Source organism: Streptomyces sp. NPDC034084, from assembly GCF_055575535.1.
Map to the genome: position 1 here is coordinate 75,698 of NZ_JBVISK010000001.1, position 19,224 is coordinate 94,921.

Below are 19,224 nucleotides of genomic sequence, written 5' to 3' on the forward strand. Positions count from 1 at the left end.
CTTATCTTCGCAGGTCGCGGGGGGTGTGCGTCCGCTCAGGCGCCCGGAACCTCGCAGGCGCCGTCCGGACCGCAGACCTCCGCGCCGGAGCCGACCGGCTGGAGGGCGCGGCCCTGCCAGGCCTGCTCCAGGGCCTGGGTGAAGACCTCGGCGGGCTGGCCGCCGGAGACGCCGTAGCGGCGGTCGAGGACGAAGAACGGCACGCCGGTGGCGCCGAGTTCGGCTGCCTCGCGCTCGTCCTCCCGTACGGCCCCGGCGTAGGCGGTCTCGTCGGCGAGGACGGCGCGGACCTCGGTCTCGTCGAGGCCGGCCTCCACGCCCAGCGCCACCAGGGTCTCGGCGTCGAAGACGGAGCGCTCCTCGGCGAAGTTGGCCCGGTAGGCGAGGTCCAGGAGCTCGCTCTGGCGGCCGCGCTCCTTGGCGAGGTGCAGCAGCCGGTGGATGTCGAAGGTGTTGCCGTGGTCGCGGCCCTCGGTGCGGTAGTCGAGGCCCTCGGAGTGCGCGTTCGAGGCGACGTGCGCCTCCATGGCGCGGGCCTCGTCGAGGGTGCGGCCGTACTTCTTGGCCAGCATCTCCAGGACGGGGCCGGTGTCGCCCTTGGCGCGGTGCGGGTCGAGCTCGAAGGAGCGGTGCACGACCTCGACGTCGTCGCGGTGGGCGAAGGCCGCGAGCCCCTTCTCGAAGCGGGCCTTGCCGATGTAGCACCAGGGGCAGGCGATGTCGCTCCAGATCTCGACGCGCATGTGACTTCTCTCCGAGGGATTGCCGGTGGGGTGGACGTCGAGGGGAACGCGCCCATCGGCCCGCTTCATTCCGTTTCGGGCCCCGGTGTGAGGCGGAGCACCGGGCGTCAGGCCGTTCCGGCGCTCGTCAGGCGGCTGAAGGTGGACCGGTAGGCGCCGGGGGTGAGGCCGGTGCGGCGCAGGAGGTGCCGGCGGAGGGAGTCCGCGGTGCCGAGGCCGCTCGCGCGGGCCACCTGGTCCATGGCGAGGGAGGTGGTCTCCAGGAGCTCCTTCGCCCGCTCGACGCGCTGGTGGAGCAGCCACTGGAGCGGGCTGACGCCGGTCTCCGCGTGGAAGCGGCGCGAGAGGGTGCGGACGGAGACCCCGGCGTGCCGGGCGAGGTCGGTGAGGCCGAGGGGTTCGTCGAGGTGTTCCATCGCCCACGCGCGCGTGTCGGCGAAGGAGACCCCGCGCTCGGGCGGCAGCGGGGTCTGGGTGAACTGGGTCTGGCCGCCGGGCCGGACGGGCGCGACGAGGGCGAGCCGGGCGACGGTGTTGGCGACGGCGGCGCCGTGGTCGGTGCGGATGACGTGCAGGCAGAGGTCGATGCCCGCCGCGTACCCGGAGGAGGTGAGCACGGGGCCGTCCTGGACGAAGAGGACGTCGTCCTGGAGGTCGACGGCCGGGTGCCGGGCGGCGAGCAGCGGCCGGTACGCCCAGTAGGTCGTCGCCGCCCGGCCGTCGAGCAGTCCGGCTTCGGCGAGCGCGAAGGCGCCGGTGCAGATGGAGGCGATCCGCTTGCCTCCGGCGGCGGACGCGCGCAGGACGTCGAGGATGCGCGGGTCGGGGTCGGTGTACGCGCCGCTGCCCGCCAGGATCACGGTGTCGGCGCCGTCGACGGCGTCGAGCCCGCGCGGGACGACCAGGTCGAGGCCGCCGGTGGTGGTGACGGGTCCGGGGTCGGGGGCGCAGATGACCGTCTCGTACCCCGGTCCGCCGTCGATCTCGACCTTGCCGAACAGCATCTCCGGGATGGCCAGGTTGAACATCGAGACGGGAGGGGCGGCGATCACGGCGACGCGCCGGACGCGGGACTCGACGGTCATGGCCAGAACCTCCGGTCGTATGGCATTCCCGCCACTACTGTACGGGCTCGCAGGTCACGAAGCTGGGGGCATGTCCTCAACAGTGCTCACCACCCAGCCGGTCGTCCGTCGCGACGCCCCCTCCCCCGGGCCCGCGCTCGCAGCGGCCATGCTCGGTTTCGCCCTCATCACCCTCGACACCTCCGTCGTCAACGTCGCCCTGCCCGCGATCGGCGCCGACCTGCGGGCCGGGATGTCCGGCCTGCAGTGGGTGGTCGACTCGTACACGCTGGCCTTCGCCGCGCTGCTGCTCTCCAGCGGGGCGCTGGCCGACCGGGTCGGGGCGAGCCGGGCGTACGGGGCGGGCGTCGTCGTCTTCACGCTCGCCTCGGCCGCCTGCGGTCTGGCCCCGGGCCTCCCGGCGCTCCTGACGGCCCGGACGGTGCAGGGCGCGGCGGCGGCCCTGATGCTGCCGGCCTCACTGGCACTCGTACGGGAGGCGTACGGCGATCCGGTGCGGCGGGCCCGGGCGGTGTCGCTGTGGGCGGCGGGCGGCACGGTCGCGGTGGCCCTCGGTCCGGTCGCGGGCGGGGCGCTGACCACGGCCTGGAGCTGGCGCGGGATCTTCTTCATCAACCTGCCGCTCGGGCTCCTCGCGCTCGCCCTGCTGATCCGGGTGGCCCGCTCGGAGCGCCGGCCGGCGCCGCTGGACCTGCCGGGGCAGCTGACGGCGATGACGGCGCTCGGGGCGCTGACCTTCGCGGCCATCGAGGGCGGCACGGAGGCCCGGTGGGCGCTGGGCGTCGCGGTGGCCTCGTTCGCCGCGTTCCTGCTGATCGAGGCGCGACGGCGGCATCCGATGGTCCCGCTCGGGCTGTTCCGGAACACGACGGTGGCGGTGGCGGCGGCGGCGGGGTCGGCGAACAGCGTGGCCTTCTACGGCATGGTCTTCGTGTTCAGCCTCTTCTTCCAGCAGGTGCTGGGGCTTTCGGCCCTCGGCGCGGGGCTGATGTTCCTGCCGATGACGGGGCTGCTGGCCGGGGTGAACATCCTGTCGGCGAGGGTGGCGGCGCGGTACGGGGCGCGGCTGCCGATCGTGGTGGGCCAGGCGGTCGCGGTGGCCGGCCTCCTCGGCCTGCTCACGGTGGACGCGGACTCCTCGCGGCCGGCGCAGGCCATGCTCCTCGTACCGCTCGCGCTGGGGGCGGGCTTCTCCCTGCCGCCGCTGATCGCGGCGATGATGGAGGCCGTCCCGGCGGAGCGGGCGGGCACGGCGGCGGGGCTCCTGAACGCGATCCGGCAGACGGCGGGCGCCCTCGCGATCGCGGTCTTCGGTTCGCTCGCGGCCCAGGACGTGAGGACGGCCCTGCACACGAGCCTCCTGATCAGCGCCGGCCTGCTGACCGTGACGGCCCTGGCCTCGCTGCGGCTGCCGCGCCGTACACGCCAGGGAACGCCCTAGGCGCCCTTGCGGTACCGGCCCGGCGCCACCCCGTACTCGCGTTTGAAGGCCTTGGCGAAGGCGAACTCCGAGGCGTAGCCGGAGCGTTCGGCGACGGCGCGGAGGGGGAGGTCGTCGGAGCGGAGGAGGCGACCCGCCGTGGTCATGCGCCACCAGGTGAGGTACGCGAGGGGCGGGCGTCCGACGAGGGCGGTGAAGCGGCGGGCGAAGGCGGCGCGCGACAGGCCCCCGAGCGCGCCCAGTTCCTCGACCGTCCACGGCCTGGCGGGGTCGCCGTGGAGGGCGCGCAGCGCGCCCGCGACGGCCGGGTCGCTCAGGGCGGCCGACCAGCCGGTGGAGCGGTCGGCGCGTTCGGAGAGCCACCAGGTGCGCAGCAGGTACAGGAGGAGGGTGTCGAGGAGCGCGGGGACGATGGCGTCGGATCCCGGCTGCGATTCGGCGAGTTCGGCGCCGAGCAGGTCGACGGCGGCGCGCAGCCGGGGGTGGGATCCGACGCGCGCGGGGAGGTGGACGTACGGTGGCAGGTCGGTGAGCAGGGGGTGGGCGCGGGCCCGGCTGAGCTGGTAGGCGCCGCAGAGGAGCAGGGTCTCCTCGGCGCCGACGGGTCCCCGGTCGGGCCGGGTGGGCCAGGAGCCGTCGGGGGCGGGCAGGGCGTCGACGAGCGGGGTGTCGGGCCGGTCGGCGAGGCCGTGCCCGGTGCCGTGCGCGAGGAGGACGACGTCGCCGGGGCCGAGTCGGACGGGGGCGCCGTCGTCCGGGGGGAGGAGCCAGGCGGTGCCCTGGAGGACGACGTGGAATCCGGCGCCCTCGCTGGGAGGGAAGCGGAAGCCCCAGGGGGCGAAGCGGACGGTGCGGGAGGAGTGGGGGCGCCCGGTGCGCATGGCGGCGATGGCATCGCTCAGTACGTCCATGGCCTGAACGGTAGCGCCCGAGACGATCGGGCATGACTGCGAGCCGGGAGGACATGGATCGTCTTGCCCACCGCTCCTAACGTCGAGGTCATGACGACAACAGGCATGACGACCAAGGCAGTTCTCTTCCACGAGCTCGGCGGCCCCGACGTACTGACGGTCGAGGAGGTGCCGCTGCCGGCCCCCGGCCCCGGGGAGGTGCTCGTGCGGGTCGAGGCGATCGGACTCAACCGCGCCGAGGCGCTGTTCCGCGCCGGCACCTACTACTACCCGGCGACGCTGCCGGGTTCACGGCTCGGCTACGAGGCGGCGGGCGTGGTCGAGGCGGTCGGCGCCGGGGTCACCGCGTACGCCCCGGGCGACCCGGTGATGGCGGCGGCCAACTTCGACTTCGGGATCCACGGGGTGTACGCGGAGCGGGTGGTGCTCCCGGAGGAGTACGTGGTGGCCCGGCCCGCGGGGGTGGACGCGGTGACGGCGGCGGCGGTCTGGCTGAGCTACTTCACCGCGTACGGCGGGATGGTGCTGACCGGCGGGCTGGGGCCCGGTGACCACGTGGTGATCACGGGCGCGTCGAGCGGGGTGGGGACGGCCGCGATCCAGACGGCGCTGCGGGTCGGGGCCGTACCGATCGCCACCACCCGCGGCGAGGGGAAGCGGAAGCGGCTCCTCGAACTGGGGGCCGCGCACGTGATCGCCACGGACACCGAGGACCTGGTCGGGGAGGTGCGGCGGATCACCGGCGGGGCGGGCGCCGACCTGGCCTTCGACGCGATCGGCGGGCCCGGCTTCGCGCACCTCGGGGACGCGCTGCGGACGGGTGGCACCGCCGTGCTGTACGGCTGGCTGGACCCTCGGCCGGTCGAGCTGTCGCGGAACTGGCCGCTGACCACGCACGCGTACGCGAACGGGGCCCTCGCCACGACTGCGGAGGGGCGGCGGCGCGCGGCCGGGTTCATCGGCTCGGGGCTGCGGGACGGCTCCCTGGCGCCGGTGATCGCCGAGACCTTCGACGGTCTGGAGCGGCTCGCCGACGCCCATCGGCTGATGGAGTCGAACACGCACCTCGGAAAGATCGTGGTGCGCGTGGAGCACTGACGGTCAACGCCTCGCGGGCCCCGGCCGGTGCCGTCACCGGCGGTCAACGCCTCGCGGGCCGCCGGCCGGTGCCGTCACCGGCGGTCAGCGCGTCGGCAGCCCCGGCCGGTTGCCGTCGCACCGGCGGTCAGCTCCTCGCCAGTCCCGGCCGGTGCCGTCGCACCGGCGGTCAGCGCCTCGGCACGCCCAGCGGGTTGTCGTCGCGGAGTTCCGGCGGGAGGAGGTGGTCGGGGGTCGACTGGTAGGTGACCGGGCGCAGCCAGCGCTCGATCGCGGTCGCGCCGACCGAGGTGGAGGTGGAGGTGGTGGCCGGGTAGGGGCCGCCGTGGTGCTGGGCGGGCGCGACGGCGACGCCGGTGGGCCAGCCGTTGACGAGGACGCGGCCGGCCAGGGGCGTGAGCGCGGCGAGCAGCGGGGCGGCGTCGGGGTCCTCGGCGGCGTCCGCGGCGATGTGCAGGGTGGCGGTGAGGTTGCCGGGGAGCAGGCCGAGGGCGGCGGTCACCTCCTCGCGGGTGGAGTAGCGGGCGACGACGGTGACCGGACCGAAGCACTCCTCCAGGAGGAGGTGGTGGTCACCACCGGCGAGCGCCGCGGCGTCCACGGCGAGGACTCCGGCGCTGACGGTGTGGGGGCCGCCCGCGCCGGGGGTGACCGGGGTGTCCACACCGGCGAGCGCGGCCCGCTCGGCGACCCCGGCGACGAAGGCGTCGCGCATCCGGTGGTCGAGCATGACGGCCGGTTCGGTCTCGCTGACGGCGGCGGTGAGGGCGTCGAGGAAGCGGTCGCCGTCCTCCCCCCGGGGGGCGAGGACGAAGCCGGGCTTGGTGCAGAACTGGCCGGCGCCCAGGGTCATGGAGCCGGCCAGGCCCGCGCCGATCTCCTCGGCGCGCTCCGCGACGGCGGCCTCGGTGACCACGACGGGGTTGAGGGAGCCGAGTTCGCCGTGGAAGGGGATGGGGACGGGCCGGGCGACGGCCGCGTCGAAGAGGGCGCGGCCGCCGCGGATCGAGCCGGTGAAACCGGCCGCCGCGACGAGCGGGTGGCGGACGAGTTCCACGCCCGCGTCGAAGCCGTGGACGAGGACCACGACGTCCTCGGGGAGTCCGGCCTTGGCGGCGGCCCGGCGCAGCAGGGAGGCGCAGAGCTCGGAGGTGGCCGGGTGGTCGGGGTGGGCCTTGACCACGACGGGGCAGCCGGCCGCGAGGGCGCTCGCGGTGTCGCCGCCGGGGACGGAGAAGGCGAGCGGGAAGTTGCTGGCGGCGTAGACGGCGACGACGCCGAGCGGGATCTTCCAGCGGCGCATGTCCGGCCGGGGCGGAGTGGCCGTGGGGTCGGGCGCGTCGATCCGGACGTCGAGGAACCAGCCATCCTCGACGACGTCCGCGAAGGCACGCAACTGGGCGGTGGTGCGGGCGAGTTCGCCGCTGAGGCGGACGGGTCCGAGAGCGGTCTCGGCGTCGGCGGCCTCGACGACGTGCTCGCCCGAGGCGTCGAGGAGATCGGCCGCGGTACGGAGGAAGGCGGCCCGCACCGCACGGTCGGCGAGGGCCTCGCGGGTGGCGTGCGCGGCCCTGACGGCGCGGTCGACCTCCTCGGCTGTGGCCTCCACCGCAACCTGCTCGCGCGACTTCCCCGTCCGGGGGTCCACACTCCACACTGGTTCTGCCGCCACCGCCACGCCCCTGTTCGCTATTCTGAACACAGTTCCCGTAGATGAACGCATCTGGACGGGACTCTATTGACGGCCCGGCCGTCTCCACAAGGGGCCCCGGCCGGCCGGGGTGGCCGGTGGACGGCCGGACAACGGAAAAGGGGCGAGGGCCATGGCGACTGCCGACGCGGGTGGGGCACAGGTGAAGTCCGCGGTGCGGACCGTGGAGCTGCTCGAGTACTTCGCGGGGCGCCCCGGGATGCACTCGCTCGCCGCCGTCCAGGAGGCCGTCGGCTACCCCAAGTCCAGCCTGTACATGCTGCTGCGCACCCTGGTCGAGCTGGGCTGGGTGGAGACGGACGCGACGGGGACACGGTACGGGATCGGGGTGCGGGCGCTGCTCGTCGGCACCTCGTACATCGACGGCGACGAGGTGGTGGCCGCCTCCCGGCCCACCCTCGACCGGCTCTCCGACGACACCACCGAGACCATCCACCTGGCGCGGCTCGACGGCACCAACGTCGTCTACCTGGCGACCCGTCAGTCCCAGCACTACCTGCGGCCGTTCACCCGCGTCGGGCGCCGGCTGCCCGCCCACTCGACCTCGCTGGGCAAGGCGCTGCTCGCCACCCACAGCGACGAGCAGGTGCGCAAGCTGCTCCCGGAGTCGCTCCCGGCGCTCACCGAGCACACGATCACCGACCGGGAGAAGCTCATCGAGGAGCTGCACGTCATCCGCGAGCAGGGCTACTCGGTGGACCGCGAGGAGAACACCCTGGGGCTGCGCTGCTTCGGCGTCGCGATCCCCTACCGGACCCCGGCGCGGGACGCGATCAGCTGCTCGGTGCCGGTGGCGCGGCTCACCCCGGCCCACGAGCAGATGATCAAGGACGCGCTGTTCGACGCGCGGGACCGGCTGACGCTGGCGACCCGCCGCCTCTGACCCCACGGTTCACCCGGTCACGCGCGCTCGGCGAGGGGGACACCGGAATCACGGGTCGACTCGGGTTCGGGTGACGGACGGAGGAGGGCTCCTCCCCCGTGCGGCGGAGGCGGTTCACCGCTGGGCAGGAGGTGGCGGCCGGGGCCCGCGCGGGAGCGTGGAGCCATGACACAGACCGTGCCTTCCCCGGCCGCCCCGGCGGCCGCCGCCGGCCACCGCCCGAGCGCCGCCCGCCGGGCGTTGCGTGCCCTCGCGATCCTCGCCTGCCTCCCGTACATCGCGCTCAAGATCGTCTGGGTGGCGGGCGGTGAGCTCGGCATCCCGGCCGGGAGCGTGCTCCTGGAGCACCGGCAGACGCTGGTGATCGCCAACGCGGTCTCGGTGGTGGCCGACGCCCTGGTCGTCGTCCTCGCCCTGCTGCTCACCCAGGCCTGGGGCCGCAGGTTCCCCGCCTGGCTGCTCGCGCTGCCCATGTGGGCGGCGACCGGACTGCTCGCCCCGATCATGACCGGCTACCCGGCACAGCTCGCGGCCGCCGTCGTCACCGGCGGCGGCGCGGAGACCGCCGCGCCCAGGGAACCCTTCCTGGACGAGTGGGTCTTCGCCGTCGTGTACGGCGGGTTCATCCTCCAGGGCCTCGCCCTCGGTTCCCTCTTCGCCCTGTACGCCCGGGACCGCTGGGGCCGGCTGTGGCGGGGGCGGCTCGGCGAACTGTCCGCCCGTACGTCCGGGCCGGGCACGCGGGCCCTCGCCGCGACCGGCGCGGTGACCGCGCTCGTGCCCGGCACGCTCCACCTGCTCTGGGCGGCGGGCTCGACCACGGGCCTGTCCGCCCGGCGCGTCGCCGAACGCGACTCCGACTTCTACGTCCTGGAGGCAGAGCGGCTCGGCTTCCTCGCCGTCGCCGTCGTCCTCACCCTCTTCCTGGTGCTGCGCAGGCCCGCCCGGTTCCGGGTCCGCACCACGCTCGCCCTGGCCTGGACGGCCTCGGCCGCCGTCGGCTGCTGGGGCGCCTATCTGTCGCTCGTCGCGCTGCTGCCGGAGCCGGATCCGACCAAGCAGACCCCCGGGCTCGTACAACTGTCCTACGCTGGCGACATGATCACCGGGTTCCTCCTCGCCGTGTGCGTGGCGGCTTTTCTGAAGAGAAGCGCGGCCCAGCGGCGCCGGAGCGCCGGGGCGTGAGACCGGTGCGGGCCCTGTTCGGGCAGCGGGCCAGGCTGCGCTGGCTCCATCTGATCCTGGGCGGCGCCCTGTTCATGCCGTTCTGGATGGTCGGCACGCTGGTCGTGGGGCCGCTGGCCGGCGACGGCGGCTTGTTCACCGGCGGCCTCGGGGTGCAGTTCGGGGCGTACGCGGTGGGGCTGCCGCTCGCCGCGGTCGTCGCGCTCTTCCCGCTGACCCGGCCGATGTCGGTGGCGGCGGCGCGGACGCTGTGCGGGGTGCCGGCGAACCGGTTCGCGGACGGCCCGGCGCGCGGCCGGGAGGCCAGGGCCCGGACGGCCGGCTGGTTCACCCTGCACCTGGGCGCGGGGGCGCTGATCAGCGGGGCGACCCTGGCGCTGCCGCCGTTCGCGGCCTCGGTCATGGCGCTGCCGTTCTCGCCGTCCCTCCGGGCGTCCGAACTCGGCCGCCACTGGGGGCTCGACCGGCCCTGGTGGGTCTGGGCCGCGCTCCCCGCCGGCCTCCTGATGCTGCTCGCCCTCACCGCCGTCGCCGCCGCGACCGGGGCCCTGCTCGCCCGGCAGGCCCCCCTGATGCTCGGGCCGAGCCCGGCGGACCGGCTCGCGGCGGCCGAGCGGCGCGCCGCCGAGGCCGAGTCCCGCAACCGGCTCGCCCGCGAACTGCACGACTCGGTCGGTCACGCCCTGAGCGCGGTCACCCTCCAGGCGGGCGCGGCCCGTCGGGTCCTCGACGGCGACCGGGCAGACCTGGAGTTCGTACGGGAGGCGCTCACCGCGATCGAGGAGACCACCCGGCGCACGGTCGGCGAACTGGACCGAGCCCTGGGGCTGCTGCGCCGGGGCGGAGACGTCGAGGAGGGCGTGGGGCCGGGGCTCGACGCCCTGGAGGCCCTGGTGCGGGGCGCGGGGCCGCGGGTGGCGCTGACGGTGGACGGCGCCCTGGGATCCGTACCGGAGGCGCTGTCGCGGGAGGCGTACCGGATCGTCCAGGAAGGGCTGACGAACGCGGCCCGGCACGCGGGCGGCGCGCCCGTCGCCGTACGGCTCGACATCCGTACCGAGGAGTTGGAGATCATCGTGGAGAACCCCCTGCCCGACCGCCCGCCGGTCACCCGGCCCGACGGCGGGCGCGGTCTGCGCGGGATCGCCGAGCGGGCCCGGTTGCTCGGCGGCACCGCCGAGGCGGGCCCGGCGGACGGCGTCTGGCGCCTCGCGGTCGGGATCCCCCGGTGAGCGCCCCCGTCAGGGTCGTCCTCGCCGACGACGAGCGGATGGTCCGGACGGCCCTGCGGGTCATCCTGGACGCGGAGGACGGCCTGGAGGTCGTCGGCGAGGCGGCCACGGGCGCCGAGGCGGTGTCGGTGGTGCGGGCGACGCGGCCGGACGTCGTCCTCATGGACGTGCGGATGCCGGAGATCGACGGGATCCGGGCGACCGAGCAGATCCTCGCCGGGACGGCGGAGCCGCCGCGGATCGTGGTGGTGACGACCTTCGAGAACGACTCGTACGTGTACGACGCGCTGCGCGTGGGCGCGGCCGGCTTCCTGTTGAAGCGGGCGGCGGCGGAGGAGCTGGTGAGCGCGGTCCGCCTGGTCGCGCGGAGCGACTCACTGCTTTACCCGGCGGCGGTACGGGGCCTGGCCGCCGAGCACGCCCGCCGCCGGCCGCCGGTGGCGCCGCCCTGGGTGGCGCGGCTCACCGAACGGGAGGCGGAGGTGCTGCGCCTGGTCGCGACGGGCCTCACGAACGCCGAGATCGCCGGCCGGATGGGCGTGGGCCCCGCCACGGTCAAGACCCATGTGGCGGCGGTCCTGGCGAAGCTGGGCGCCCGTGACCGCACCCAGGCGGTGATCCTGGCGTACGAGTCGGGGTTCGTGGGAGCGGGCTGAGGCGGCGGCTGCCCGGGGCTCAGGACCGCGTGGCGGTCCCGCAGCCGTCGCGGCCCTCGGTGATCGGCTCCGTGCGGTCGTACGGGTCGACGGTCTCGCCGCTCGTGCCCCCACCGGACCCTCCCCCGCCGAACTCCGGCCGGAAATAGCCGGTGACCTCGTCACAACCGCCGTTCGTCATGTCGGTCTTGTACGACAGGAGGCTGAAGGTCCCCTTCTCGGTGACCACCTTCGCCGGGTCGTCCCAGCTCACCATGGTCTCCCGCCGCACGATCACGCGCACGACCTCGTCGCCGCCGCCGGCCGGCGCGACCGGGTACACGTACGTGACGTCGGCCGTCACCTCCAGGGCCCCGCGCCGCCCCTCCCGGTAGGTCATCCGGCCGCGGGTCTTCACCACGTCACCGGCCGGGCGCGCCTGCGCCGGGTCGAAGCGGCTGAAGAGCAGCAGCGGGTCGTGGTCCTTGTCCGGGGCGCGCAGCGAGGTCGTCACGAAGGTCGTCACGTCGCGCTGGTGGGGGTTCATGAGGGCGATCGCCTTCTCCGGGCGCCCTCCGCGCAGCACCGCCGGGTCCAGGCCGGACGCGGCGAGGAAGTCGCGGGTCCGGGCGAGCGCGCGCTCCACCTCCGCCTTGGTCATCCAGCCGGTCGCCTTCGCGGCGGGGACGGTGATGCCGGCCGTGCCGTTCGCCCAGTGGGCCGCCGGGGAGCCGCGGAAGGGCTCGGCGAGGGTGGGCCGGCCGCCGGGCTCGGCGGGAGGCGCCTCCTCCGGCCGCGCCGACTCCTGCGCGAGGGGCTTCCCGTCCGCGTCCCCGCGGCCGGACCAGCCGACGAGGCCCCCCGGATCCACGGCCACGAGGAGCAGCACGAGGGAGGCCGCGAACCCCGCCACGTACCAGCCCTTCCTCCGCCGGGGCCGCGGGGGCCGCCCGATGTGCACGGGCGGGTGCGCGCGCCACGGTGCCGGCTCCGCGGGCCGCGCCGGCGGCCGGCCCGCGGCCTCGCGCTCACGGGCGGACGGCTCCTTCGGGGCGACGCCCGCGCTCTCGCCGGAGGTCCGCAGGAACTCCTCCCACACCTCGTCCGGCACCGACGAACCGTCCCGTTCCCCACTCACGTGCGACCCCTCCCCTTCTCGTACGTCCACGGCCCCTCCCCAGGGCTCCCGCATGATCGCACGGCGGGGCGCCCGGCCCCGACGGCCGGGGCTCCGGGGCTCCGGACATGAAGGTTCGCTGAGAAACGGGACACATCCGGAACGTCCGCCCCCGGTCCGTTCGTCCCCAGAAGTGCGATGAACAAGACGATCAGGCACACGTCGGTCTTCGTCCTGGTCCTGGTGCTCGCCCTCCTCGGGCGGGCCACCTGGGTGCAGGCGTACGAAGGCAAGGCGCTCGCGGACGACTCGAAGAACCGGCGGAAGACCATCGCGCAGTACGCGCGGCCGCTCGGGAACATCGTCGTGGCCGGCTCCCCGGTCACCGGCTCGAAGAGGACGGAGGGATCGGATCTCGCGTACAAGCGCACCTACACGGACGGCGAGCTGTACGCGGCGGTCACCGGCTACAGCTCGCAGGCGTACGGCGCCACCCAGCTGGAGGGCATCTACTCCGATGTCCTCGACGGCACCGACGACCGGCTGAAGAACCCGGTGGACGCCGTCACCCGCAAGCAGCAGGAGCCGGGCACGGTCCTCACCACGATCGACCCCGCCGTGCAGAAGGCCGCCCACCGGGCGCTCGGCGGCAAGAAGGGCGCGGCCGTCGCCGTCGATCCGGCGACCGGCCGGATCCTCGCCATGGTCTCCACCCCGTCCTACGACCCGTCGAAGATCTCCGGGACGAACGACGGCGACGTCTGGAAGGAGCTGACCACCGACGAGGACAAGCCGCTGGTGAACCGCGCGCTCCGGCAGCCGCTCCCGCCCGGTTCCACCTTCAAGCTGGTCGTCGCGGCCGCCGCCCTGGAGGACGGGCTGTACGGCTCCGTGGACACGGCGACGAAGAGCCCCGACCCGTACACCCTGCCCGGCACCCGGACCGTGCTGAGGAACGAGAACGCCTCCGCGCCCTGCGAGAACGCCACGATCCGCACCGCGCTCCAGTACTCCTGCAACAACGTCTTCGCCAAGATGGCCGCCGACCTGGGGCAGGACAAGGTGAGGGCGATGGCGGAGAAGTTCGGCTTCAACGACACCGAACTGGACGTCCCGGTCCGCGCCTACGCGAGCGTGTACCCCTCCGGCATGGACAGGGCGCAGACGGCCCTGACGGGCATCGGCCAGTTCGACGTCACCGCCACGCCGCTCCAGATGGCCATGGTGTCGGCCGCGATCGCCAACGACGGATTGCTCGCCGCCCCGCACATGGTCTCGCGGGTCGTCGACTCCGACGGCGACCCGCTGACCTCGTTCGAGGACGGGGACACCGAGCGGATCGTCTCCTCCTCGACGGCCGAGCAGCTGCGGAGCGCGATGGTGACCGTGGTGGAGAAGGGCACGGGCACCAACGCGGCCGTGGACGGCGCCGAGGTCGGCGGCAAGACCGGCACCGCGCAGCACGGCGAGAACAACAGCAAGACGCCGTACGCCTGGTTCACGTCCTACGCGAAGGACCCCTCGACCGGGAAGCAGGTCGCCGTCGCGGTGATGATCGAGGACTCGGGCGCCGCCCGCTCCGAGGTCAGCGGCAACGGCCTGGCGGCCCCGGTGGCGCGGAAGATGATGGAGGCGGCGCTGAAGTGACGTGAGCCGGGGGCTGATTGGCCGTCGGGTCCCGTCACACGATATGCAGGGGCAGGCCCCACGATTCGCTGACGCGTGCGAATCGTGGGGCGTGCCCCTGCTCTCGTCCCACGGAGGACCGCCGTGCGCCTGCCCCGTTCCCTCTCCGGCTGGACCATGGCGGTCTTCGGCGTGCTCGCCGCGGCCCTGGGGGTGGTGGGCCTGGTCGCCCCGGACGCCCTGCTCACCGTCATGGGCTTCGATCCGGTGCCCGAGGGCGGGCGCGCGGAGGGGGACCACACCCTGGTCTTCCTCACGGCCTCCTCGATGGCCGCGCTCAACATGGGCGTCTACTACGTCCTGGCCGCCCTCGCCGACTGGAAGCCCTTCTTCCGCTGGACGGTCCCCTTCCGGCTGCTCACCTGCGCCGTCTTCACCCTCGCGGTCGTCACCGGCCGCGCCCCGGCCGGCTTCATCGGCGTGGGCCTGTGGGAGGGCCTCGGCGCGGTGGTGACGGGGCTCGCGCTGCGGTACGAAAAGCGGGCGGAGACGCGGACGTAAGCGGCGAGCCAGCGTTTCCACCACCGTGCGTACGAGCCTCCCGGCACGGAATACCACGGGCGTGCCTCGCGGTGCGGGGCGGCCCCTGGGCGGGGAGCATGGAGACAGGCGCGTGGGCGCCGCGGAGGGAGGGCAGTGTGACGGCCGGTTCCTTCCCGGGGACGACAGGGCGGGTCGGTGTGCCCCTGGACGGCAAGGGGCTCCTCGACGTGCTCGGGGTCGCGGCCGTCGTCGTGGACGCCCGCGGGCGGATCGTGCTGTGGAGCCCGCAGGCGGAGACCCTCTTCGGGTTCCGCGCCGGCGAGGCCCTCGGCCAGTACGTGGCCCGGCTGATCGTCGGCGAGGAGCACCGTGAGGAGGCGAAGCGCCTCTTCGGCGAGGTGCTGCACGGCGGCTCGGCCTGGGCGGGCACCTTCCCCGTACGGCTCAAGGACGGCTCCACCCGGCGGGTGGAGTTCCGCAACATGCGGCTCACCGACGACCTCGGCGACCTGTACGCGCTGGGGATCGCCGCCGACGGCGCCACCGTCGAGCGGATCGAGACGGAGCTCGCGCTCTCCGACCGGCTGGTCTCCCAGTCGCCCATCGGCCTCGCGGTCCTCGACAACGACCTGCGCTACGTCCTGGTGAACCCGGCCCTGGAGCGGATCAACGGCATCCCGGCCGCGGAGCACCTGGGCCGGCGGATCTCCGACATGCTCCCGCAGGTCGACGGCGCGGCCCTGGACGCGGCGCTGCGTTCGGTGCTGGCCACGGGGAGGCCCCTCCTGGACCACCCCGTGACGGGCCGGACCCCGGCGGACCCGGAGCACGAGCACAACTGGTCCCTCTCCTTCTACCGGCTCGAGGGCACCGACGGGCGCGTCCAGGGCGTCGCGGCCTCGGTGATCGACGTGACCGAGCGGCACCGGGCGGACGCGGACGCCGACCGGTCCCGGCGGCGGCTGGCGCTCATCGCGGACGCCTCCGCCCGGGTGGGCACCACCCTGGAGGTGGAGCGGACGGCCGACGAGCTGGCCTCGGTGGTGGTGCCGGAGCTCGCGGACATCGCCGCCGTCGACGTCCTCGACTCGGTCCTGGCGCTGCGCAGACCCGGCGCGCCCGACGAGGGGCCCGAACTGTTCCGGGCGCTCGCGGTGAAGGCGGAGGGCGGCACGGAGGCGCTGCCGGCGGCGGACCCGCCCGGGGAGGTCGCGATGTACGGCGCGGACCGGCTCGTCACCCGGTGCGTGCACACCGGCCGGCCGGTCCTGGTGGAGCACGTGGGTCCGGGCGACCTGGCGAGGATCGCCCGGAGCCCGGAGGCCGCGGAGCTGCTCGCCCGGGCCGGGGTCCACTCGTACCTGGCGGTGCCGCTGATCGCGCGCGGCGAGGTGCTGGGCGCCCTCGACCTCAAGCGGGACCGCAACGCGCTGCCCTTCGACGGGGACGACGTCCTGCTCGCGACGGAGCTGGCGGCCCGCGCGGCCGTCAGCATCGACAACGCGCGCTGGTACCAGAGCGTGCGGAACTCGGCGGTGACGCTCCAGCGCAGTCTGCTGCCGGGAGCTCCCCCCGCGCGGACGGGCCTGGAGGTCGCCGCCCGTTACCAGCCTGCGCACGCGTCGAGCGAGGTCGGCGGCGACTGGTACGACGTGATCGCGCTGCCCGACGACAAGACGGCGCTCGTCGTCGGGGACGTGATGGGCAGCGGGATCGACGCGGCGGCCACGATGGGCCGGCTGCGGACCGCGACCTGCGCGTTCGCGGACCTCGACCTGTCCCCCGCCCAGGTCCTGCGGCATCTGGACCGGATCACGGCGGGGCTCGAGCACTACATCGCGACCTGTCTCTTCGCCGTGCACGACCCGGTGCGGCAGCGGTGCAGGATCGCGAACGCGGGCCACCTCCCGCCCGTCCGGGTCCCGGTGGACGGGCCGGCCGAGCTGGTGCGGCTGTCCACGGGGGTGCCGCTGGGCGTCGGCGGCGGCACGTTCCGGACGACCCGGGTGCCGTTCCGGCCCGGGGACCGCCTGGTGCTCTACACGGACGGCCTGATCGAGACCCGCACGGACTCGATCGACGAGCGGCTCGCCCTGCTCGTACACCTCCTCGACGAGGCGCGCGGACCGCTCGAGGAGACCTGTGACCGGCTGCTGCGGGCGTTGCGCCGACCGGGCGCGCCGGACGACGTGGCGCTCCTGATCGCCCGGAGCACGGGATGACGAGGCGGACCCGGCGGCACGGGCGGGACCCGGCGCGAGAAGCGGAGCGGGGCAGGAGGCACGGCACGGGCCTTCGGAGCGTCGCCGGGCAGGTGTTCGCCCTGGAGGCGCTGATCGCGCTCCTGGTGATCGCCGTGGCGGCGTTCGTGACCTTCCACCAGGAGCGGCGGGACACCGAGCGGGACGCCCGGATCCGCTCGCTCGCCGTCGCGGAGGCCTTCGCGCACGCGCCCGGCATCGACACGGCCCTCACCTCGCCCGATCCGACGGCGGAGCTCCAGAGCCGGGCGGAGGCCACCCGGCGGGCGACGGGCGTGGACTTCATCGCGGTGCTGAGCCCCTCGGGCGTGCGGTACACGGACTCGCAGCCGGAGCTGATCGGCCAGAAGGCCACCGGGGACCTGTCGCGGGCGAGCGTGGACGGCGAGTCGTACACGGAGCTGTTCCATGGCGCGCCGAACGACGCCGTGCGGGCCGTGGTCCCGGTGGTGGACGACCGGGGCCGCGTCGTCGGCCTGGTCAGCAGCGGCATCGAGGTGGAGAGCATCGCGCACTCGGTGCAGGATCGGCTGCCGCTGCTCCTCGGTGCGGCATGCGGCGCCCTGGCGGCGGCCGTGGGCGGCGCGGCGCTGGTCAGCCGGCGGCTGCGGCGGCAGACGCACGGTCTCGGGCCGGCGGAGATGACCCGGATGAAGGAGCACCACGAGGCGGTGCTGCACGCGGTCCGGGAAGGTGTCCTGATCATGGGCGCCGACCACCGGCTGCTGCTGGCCAACGACGAGGCGCGCCGGCTGCTCGGCCTGCCGGCGGACGCGGAGCGGCGGCACGTCTCGGAGCTCGGTCTCGATCCCCGTACGGTCGAGCTCCTGGAGTCGGGGCGGGCGGCGACCGACGAGGTCCACCGGGCCGGCGACCGGCTGCTCGCGGTGAGCGTGCGGCCCACCCTCCCGGACGGGGGCGGCGGGGCGGGCAGCGTGATGACGATGCGGGACACCACGGAGCTGGCGGCCGTGACCGGCCGGGCGGCGGTGGCCCGCGGCCGGCTCCAGCTGCTGTACGAGGCGGGGGTGCGGATCGGGACGACGCTGGAGGTCGTCCGGACGGCGGAGGAGCTGGCCGAGGTGGCGGTGCCCGGGTTCGCGGACTTCGCGACGGTGGAGCTGCTGGAACCGGTGCTGCGCGGGGAGGAGCCCCCGGGGGCCGCTGCGACGTCCACGGAGATGCGGCGGACGGCGATGAGCGGGCTGCGGCCCGACCAGCCGCTCCAGCCGGTCGGGGACACCGTCCGTTTCCACGTGCCCAGCACTCCGATGGCGAAGGCCCTGCACGCGGCGCACGCGGTGGTGGAGCCGGAGCTGGCCGCCGCGGAGGGCTGGCGGGAGCAGGATCCGGAAGGGGCGGCGCAGGCCCTGGCGTACGGGATGCACTCGCTGCTCACGGTGCCGCTGCTCGCCCGTGGGGTGGTCCTCGGGATGGCGAACTTCTGGCGCGCGGACACCCCGGAGCCGTTCGGGGAGGAGGACCTGTCGTTCGCGGAGGAGCTGGCGGCGCGGGCGGCGGTCGCGATCGACAACGCGCGCCGGTTCACGCGCGAGCACGCGATGGCGGTGACGCTCCAGCGGAGCCTGCTGCCCCGGGTGCTGCCGGAGCAGAGCGCGGTGGAGGTGGCGTACCGCTATCTGCCGGCGAAGGCCGGGGTGGGCGGCGACTGGTTCGACGTGATCCCGCTGCCGGGGGCGCGGGTGGCGCTCGTGGTGGGGGACGTGGTGGGGCACGGGTTGCACGCGGCGGCGACCATGGGGCGGCTGCGGACGGCGGTGCACAACTTCTCGACCCTGGACGTGCCGCCGGACGAGCTGCTCGGCCACCTCGACGAGCTGACGGGCCGGGTCGAGGACCGGGAGTCGGGGGGCACGGACGGCGAGGGGCGGCGGCGGGACGAGGGCATCACCGGCGCGACGTGTCTGTACGCGATCTACGACCCGGCGTCCGGGCTGTGCACGGTGGCGAGCGCGGGTCATCCCGGTCCTGCTCTGGTGGGGCCCGACGGCGGGGTCGAGTTCCCCGAGCTGTCGCCGGGGCTGCCGCTGGGGCTCGGCCTGGGCGACGTGCCCTTCGAGTCGACCGAGCTGCGGTTGCCGGAGGGCAGCAAGCTGGTCCTGTTCACGGACGGGCTCCTCGAGGACCACGGGCGCGACCTGGACACGGGTCTGGGGCTGCTGCGGTCGACGCTCGCCCAGCCGGGCAGGAGCCCGGAGCAGATCTGCGCGGACGTGCTGGCGACGCTCCTCTCGCCCGCGCCGCGCGACGACATCGCGCTGCTCGTGGCGGAGACCCGGCTGCTCGACCGGAGCCGGATCGCCGAGTGGGAGGTGCCGCGGGATCCCTCGGCGGTGTCGCCGGTACGGAACGCGGCTGCGGCGAAGCTGTCGGAGTGGGGGCTCGACGGGCTCGCGTTCACGGCGGAGCTGATCCTCAGCGAGCTGATCACGAACGCGGTGCGGTACGGGGCCGACCCGGTGCGCGTACGGCTCCTCCACGACCGGACGCTGATCTGCGAGGTCTCGGACGGCAGCAGCACCTCGCCGCACCTGCGGCACGCGGCGACGACGGACGAGGGCGGGCGCGGGCTCTATCTGGTCGCGCAGTACGCGGAGCGCTGGGGGACGCGGTACGCCCGGCGCGGCAAGACGATCTGGGCGGAGCTGCGGGTGGGCGGCGCGGACGGCTCCGAGCCGGTGGCGATGGTCGTGCCGGACCTGGACGCGCTGGAGGACCTGGCGTGGTGAGGC

At 74.8% G+C, this 19,224-nt stretch carries 15 protein-coding genes; 10 read left to right on the forward strand and 5 right to left on the reverse strand.

The window, feature by feature from the left end; genetic code table 11:
• Positions 1–35: 35 nt before the first annotated feature.
• The gene (locus ACZ51I_RS00385) at positions 36–743 is read right to left on the reverse strand and encodes a DsbA family oxidoreductase (RefSeq protein WP_468870516.1); all 708 of its coding nucleotides are present in this window, start codon (positions 741–743) and stop codon (positions 36–38) included.
• A 107-nt stretch (positions 744–850) separates the two neighbouring features.
• Entirely contained in the window at positions 851–1,828 is a 978-nt protein-coding gene (locus ACZ51I_RS00390; RefSeq protein WP_468870517.1) for a GlxA family transcriptional regulator, read from the reverse strand.
• A 70-nt stretch (positions 1,829–1,898) separates the two neighbouring features.
• Here ACZ51I_RS00390 and ACZ51I_RS00395 point away from each other — a divergent pair, with 70 nt between their 5' ends.
• Complete coding sequence (locus ACZ51I_RS00395; protein ID WP_468870518.1) at positions 1,899–3,269, forward strand: MFS transporter; 1,371 nt, start codon at positions 1,899–1,901, stop codon at positions 3,267–3,269.
• On the opposite strand, the gene ACZ51I_RS00400 is transcribed toward ACZ51I_RS00395, so the two are convergent.
• On the reverse strand, positions 3,266–4,180 hold the full coding sequence (locus ACZ51I_RS00400) for an AraC family transcriptional regulator (protein WP_468870519.1): 915 nt from the start codon (positions 4,178–4,180) through the stop codon (positions 3,266–3,268). The two genes, ACZ51I_RS00395 and ACZ51I_RS00400, sit on opposite strands and share 4 nt — an antisense overlap.
• Positions 4,181–4,270: 90 nt before the next feature.
• Between ACZ51I_RS00400 and ACZ51I_RS00405 the strand changes: the two genes are divergently transcribed.
• Entirely contained in the window at positions 4,271–5,278 is a 1,008-nt protein-coding gene (locus ACZ51I_RS00405; RefSeq protein ID WP_468870520.1) for a zinc-dependent alcohol dehydrogenase family protein, read from the forward strand.
• Between the two features lie 169 nt (positions 5,279–5,447).
• Here ACZ51I_RS00405 and ACZ51I_RS00410 read toward each other — a convergent pair whose 3' ends face one another.
• Positions 5,448–6,950 (reverse strand): aldehyde dehydrogenase (NADP(+)), encoded by a 1,503-nt coding sequence (locus tag ACZ51I_RS00410; protein WP_468870522.1) that lies wholly within the window; start codon positions 6,948–6,950, stop codon positions 5,448–5,450.
• Between the two features lie 151 nt (positions 6,951–7,101).
• On the opposite strand from ACZ51I_RS00410, the gene ACZ51I_RS00415 reads away from it, so the two are divergent.
• From ACZ51I_RS00415 to ACZ51I_RS00430, 4 genes are all read left to right on the forward strand, one after another.
• A complete protein-coding gene (locus ACZ51I_RS00415) occupies positions 7,102–7,872 on the forward strand; it encodes an IclR family transcriptional regulator (RefSeq protein WP_468870523.1) in 771 nt (256 codons plus the stop codon).
• 165 nt (positions 7,873–8,037) lie between these two features.
• A complete protein-coding gene (locus ACZ51I_RS00420; RefSeq protein WP_468870524.1) occupies positions 8,038–9,057 on the forward strand; it encodes a hypothetical protein in 1,020 nt (339 codons plus the stop codon).
• Positions 9,054–10,289, forward strand: coding sequence for a sensor histidine kinase (locus ACZ51I_RS00425; protein WP_468870526.1), 1,236 nt, complete (start codon positions 9,054–9,056; stop codon positions 10,287–10,289). The genes ACZ51I_RS00420 and ACZ51I_RS00425 overlap by 4 nt, the downstream gene beginning before the upstream one ends.
• Positions 10,286–10,945, forward strand: coding sequence for a response regulator transcription factor (locus ACZ51I_RS00430; protein ID WP_468870527.1), 660 nt, complete (start codon positions 10,286–10,288; stop codon positions 10,943–10,945). The genes ACZ51I_RS00425 and ACZ51I_RS00430 overlap by 4 nt, the downstream gene beginning before the upstream one ends.
• Positions 10,946–10,964: 19 nt before the next feature.
• Here ACZ51I_RS00430 and ACZ51I_RS00435 read toward each other — a convergent pair whose 3' ends face one another.
• Complete coding sequence (locus tag ACZ51I_RS00435) at positions 10,965–12,035, reverse strand: hypothetical protein (protein ID WP_468871654.1); 1,071 nt, start codon at positions 12,033–12,035, stop codon at positions 10,965–10,967.
• Between the two features lie 204 nt (positions 12,036–12,239).
• Here ACZ51I_RS00435 and ACZ51I_RS00440 point away from each other — a divergent pair, with 204 nt between their 5' ends.
• From ACZ51I_RS00440 to ACZ51I_RS00455, 4 genes are all read left to right on the forward strand, one after another.
• Entirely contained in the window at positions 12,240–13,688 is a 1,449-nt protein-coding gene (locus ACZ51I_RS00440) for a peptidoglycan D,D-transpeptidase FtsI family protein (RefSeq protein ID WP_468870528.1), read from the forward strand.
• Between the two features lie 156 nt (positions 13,689–13,844).
• Positions 13,845–14,228, forward strand: coding sequence for a hypothetical protein (locus ACZ51I_RS00445; RefSeq protein ID WP_468871655.1), 384 nt, complete (start codon positions 13,845–13,847; stop codon positions 14,226–14,228).
• Between the two features lie 137 nt (positions 14,229–14,365).
• Positions 14,366–16,432, forward strand: coding sequence for a SpoIIE family protein phosphatase (locus ACZ51I_RS00450; RefSeq protein ID WP_468870530.1), 2,067 nt, complete (start codon positions 14,366–14,368; stop codon positions 16,430–16,432).
• Positions 16,429–19,221 carry a SpoIIE family protein phosphatase gene (locus ACZ51I_RS00455; protein ID WP_468870531.1) on the forward strand — a complete coding sequence of 931 codons (2,793 nt, stop codon included), beginning with the start codon at positions 16,429–16,431 and terminating at the stop codon, positions 19,219–19,221. The genes ACZ51I_RS00450 and ACZ51I_RS00455 overlap by 4 nt, the downstream gene beginning before the upstream one ends.
• Positions 19,222–19,224 lie beyond the last annotated feature (3 nt).

Coding starts and splice junctions, on each gene's coding strand:
- ACZ51I_RS00455 (WP_468870531.1), top strand. CDS start 16,429: ATGACGAGGCGGACCCGGCGGCACGGGCGGGACCCGGCGCGAGAAGCG.
- ACZ51I_RS00440 (WP_468870528.1), top strand. CDS start 12,240: ATGAACAAGACGATCAGGCACACGTCGGTCTTCGTCCTGGTCCTGGTG.
- ACZ51I_RS00400 (WP_468870519.1), bottom strand. CDS start 4,180: ATGGACGTACTGAGCGATGCCATCGCCGCCATGCGCACCGGGCGCCCC.
- ACZ51I_RS00415 (WP_468870523.1), top strand. CDS start 7,102: ATGGCGACTGCCGACGCGGGTGGGGCACAGGTGAAGTCCGCGGTGCGG.
- ACZ51I_RS00385 (WP_468870516.1), bottom strand. CDS start 743: ATGCGCGTCGAGATCTGGAGCGACATCGCCTGCCCCTGGTGCTACATC.
- ACZ51I_RS00420 (WP_468870524.1), top strand. CDS start 8,038: ATGACACAGACCGTGCCTTCCCCGGCCGCCCCGGCGGCCGCCGCCGGC.
- ACZ51I_RS00395 (WP_468870518.1), top strand. CDS start 1,899: ATGTCCTCAACAGTGCTCACCACCCAGCCGGTCGTCCGTCGCGACGCC.
- ACZ51I_RS00405 (WP_468870520.1), top strand. CDS start 4,271: ATGACGACAACAGGCATGACGACCAAGGCAGTTCTCTTCCACGAGCTC.
- ACZ51I_RS00390 (WP_468870517.1), bottom strand. CDS start 1,828: ATGACCGTCGAGTCCCGCGTCCGGCGCGTCGCCGTGATCGCCGCCCCT.
- ACZ51I_RS00445 (WP_468871655.1), top strand. CDS start 13,845: ATGGCGGTCTTCGGCGTGCTCGCCGCGGCCCTGGGGGTGGTGGGCCTG.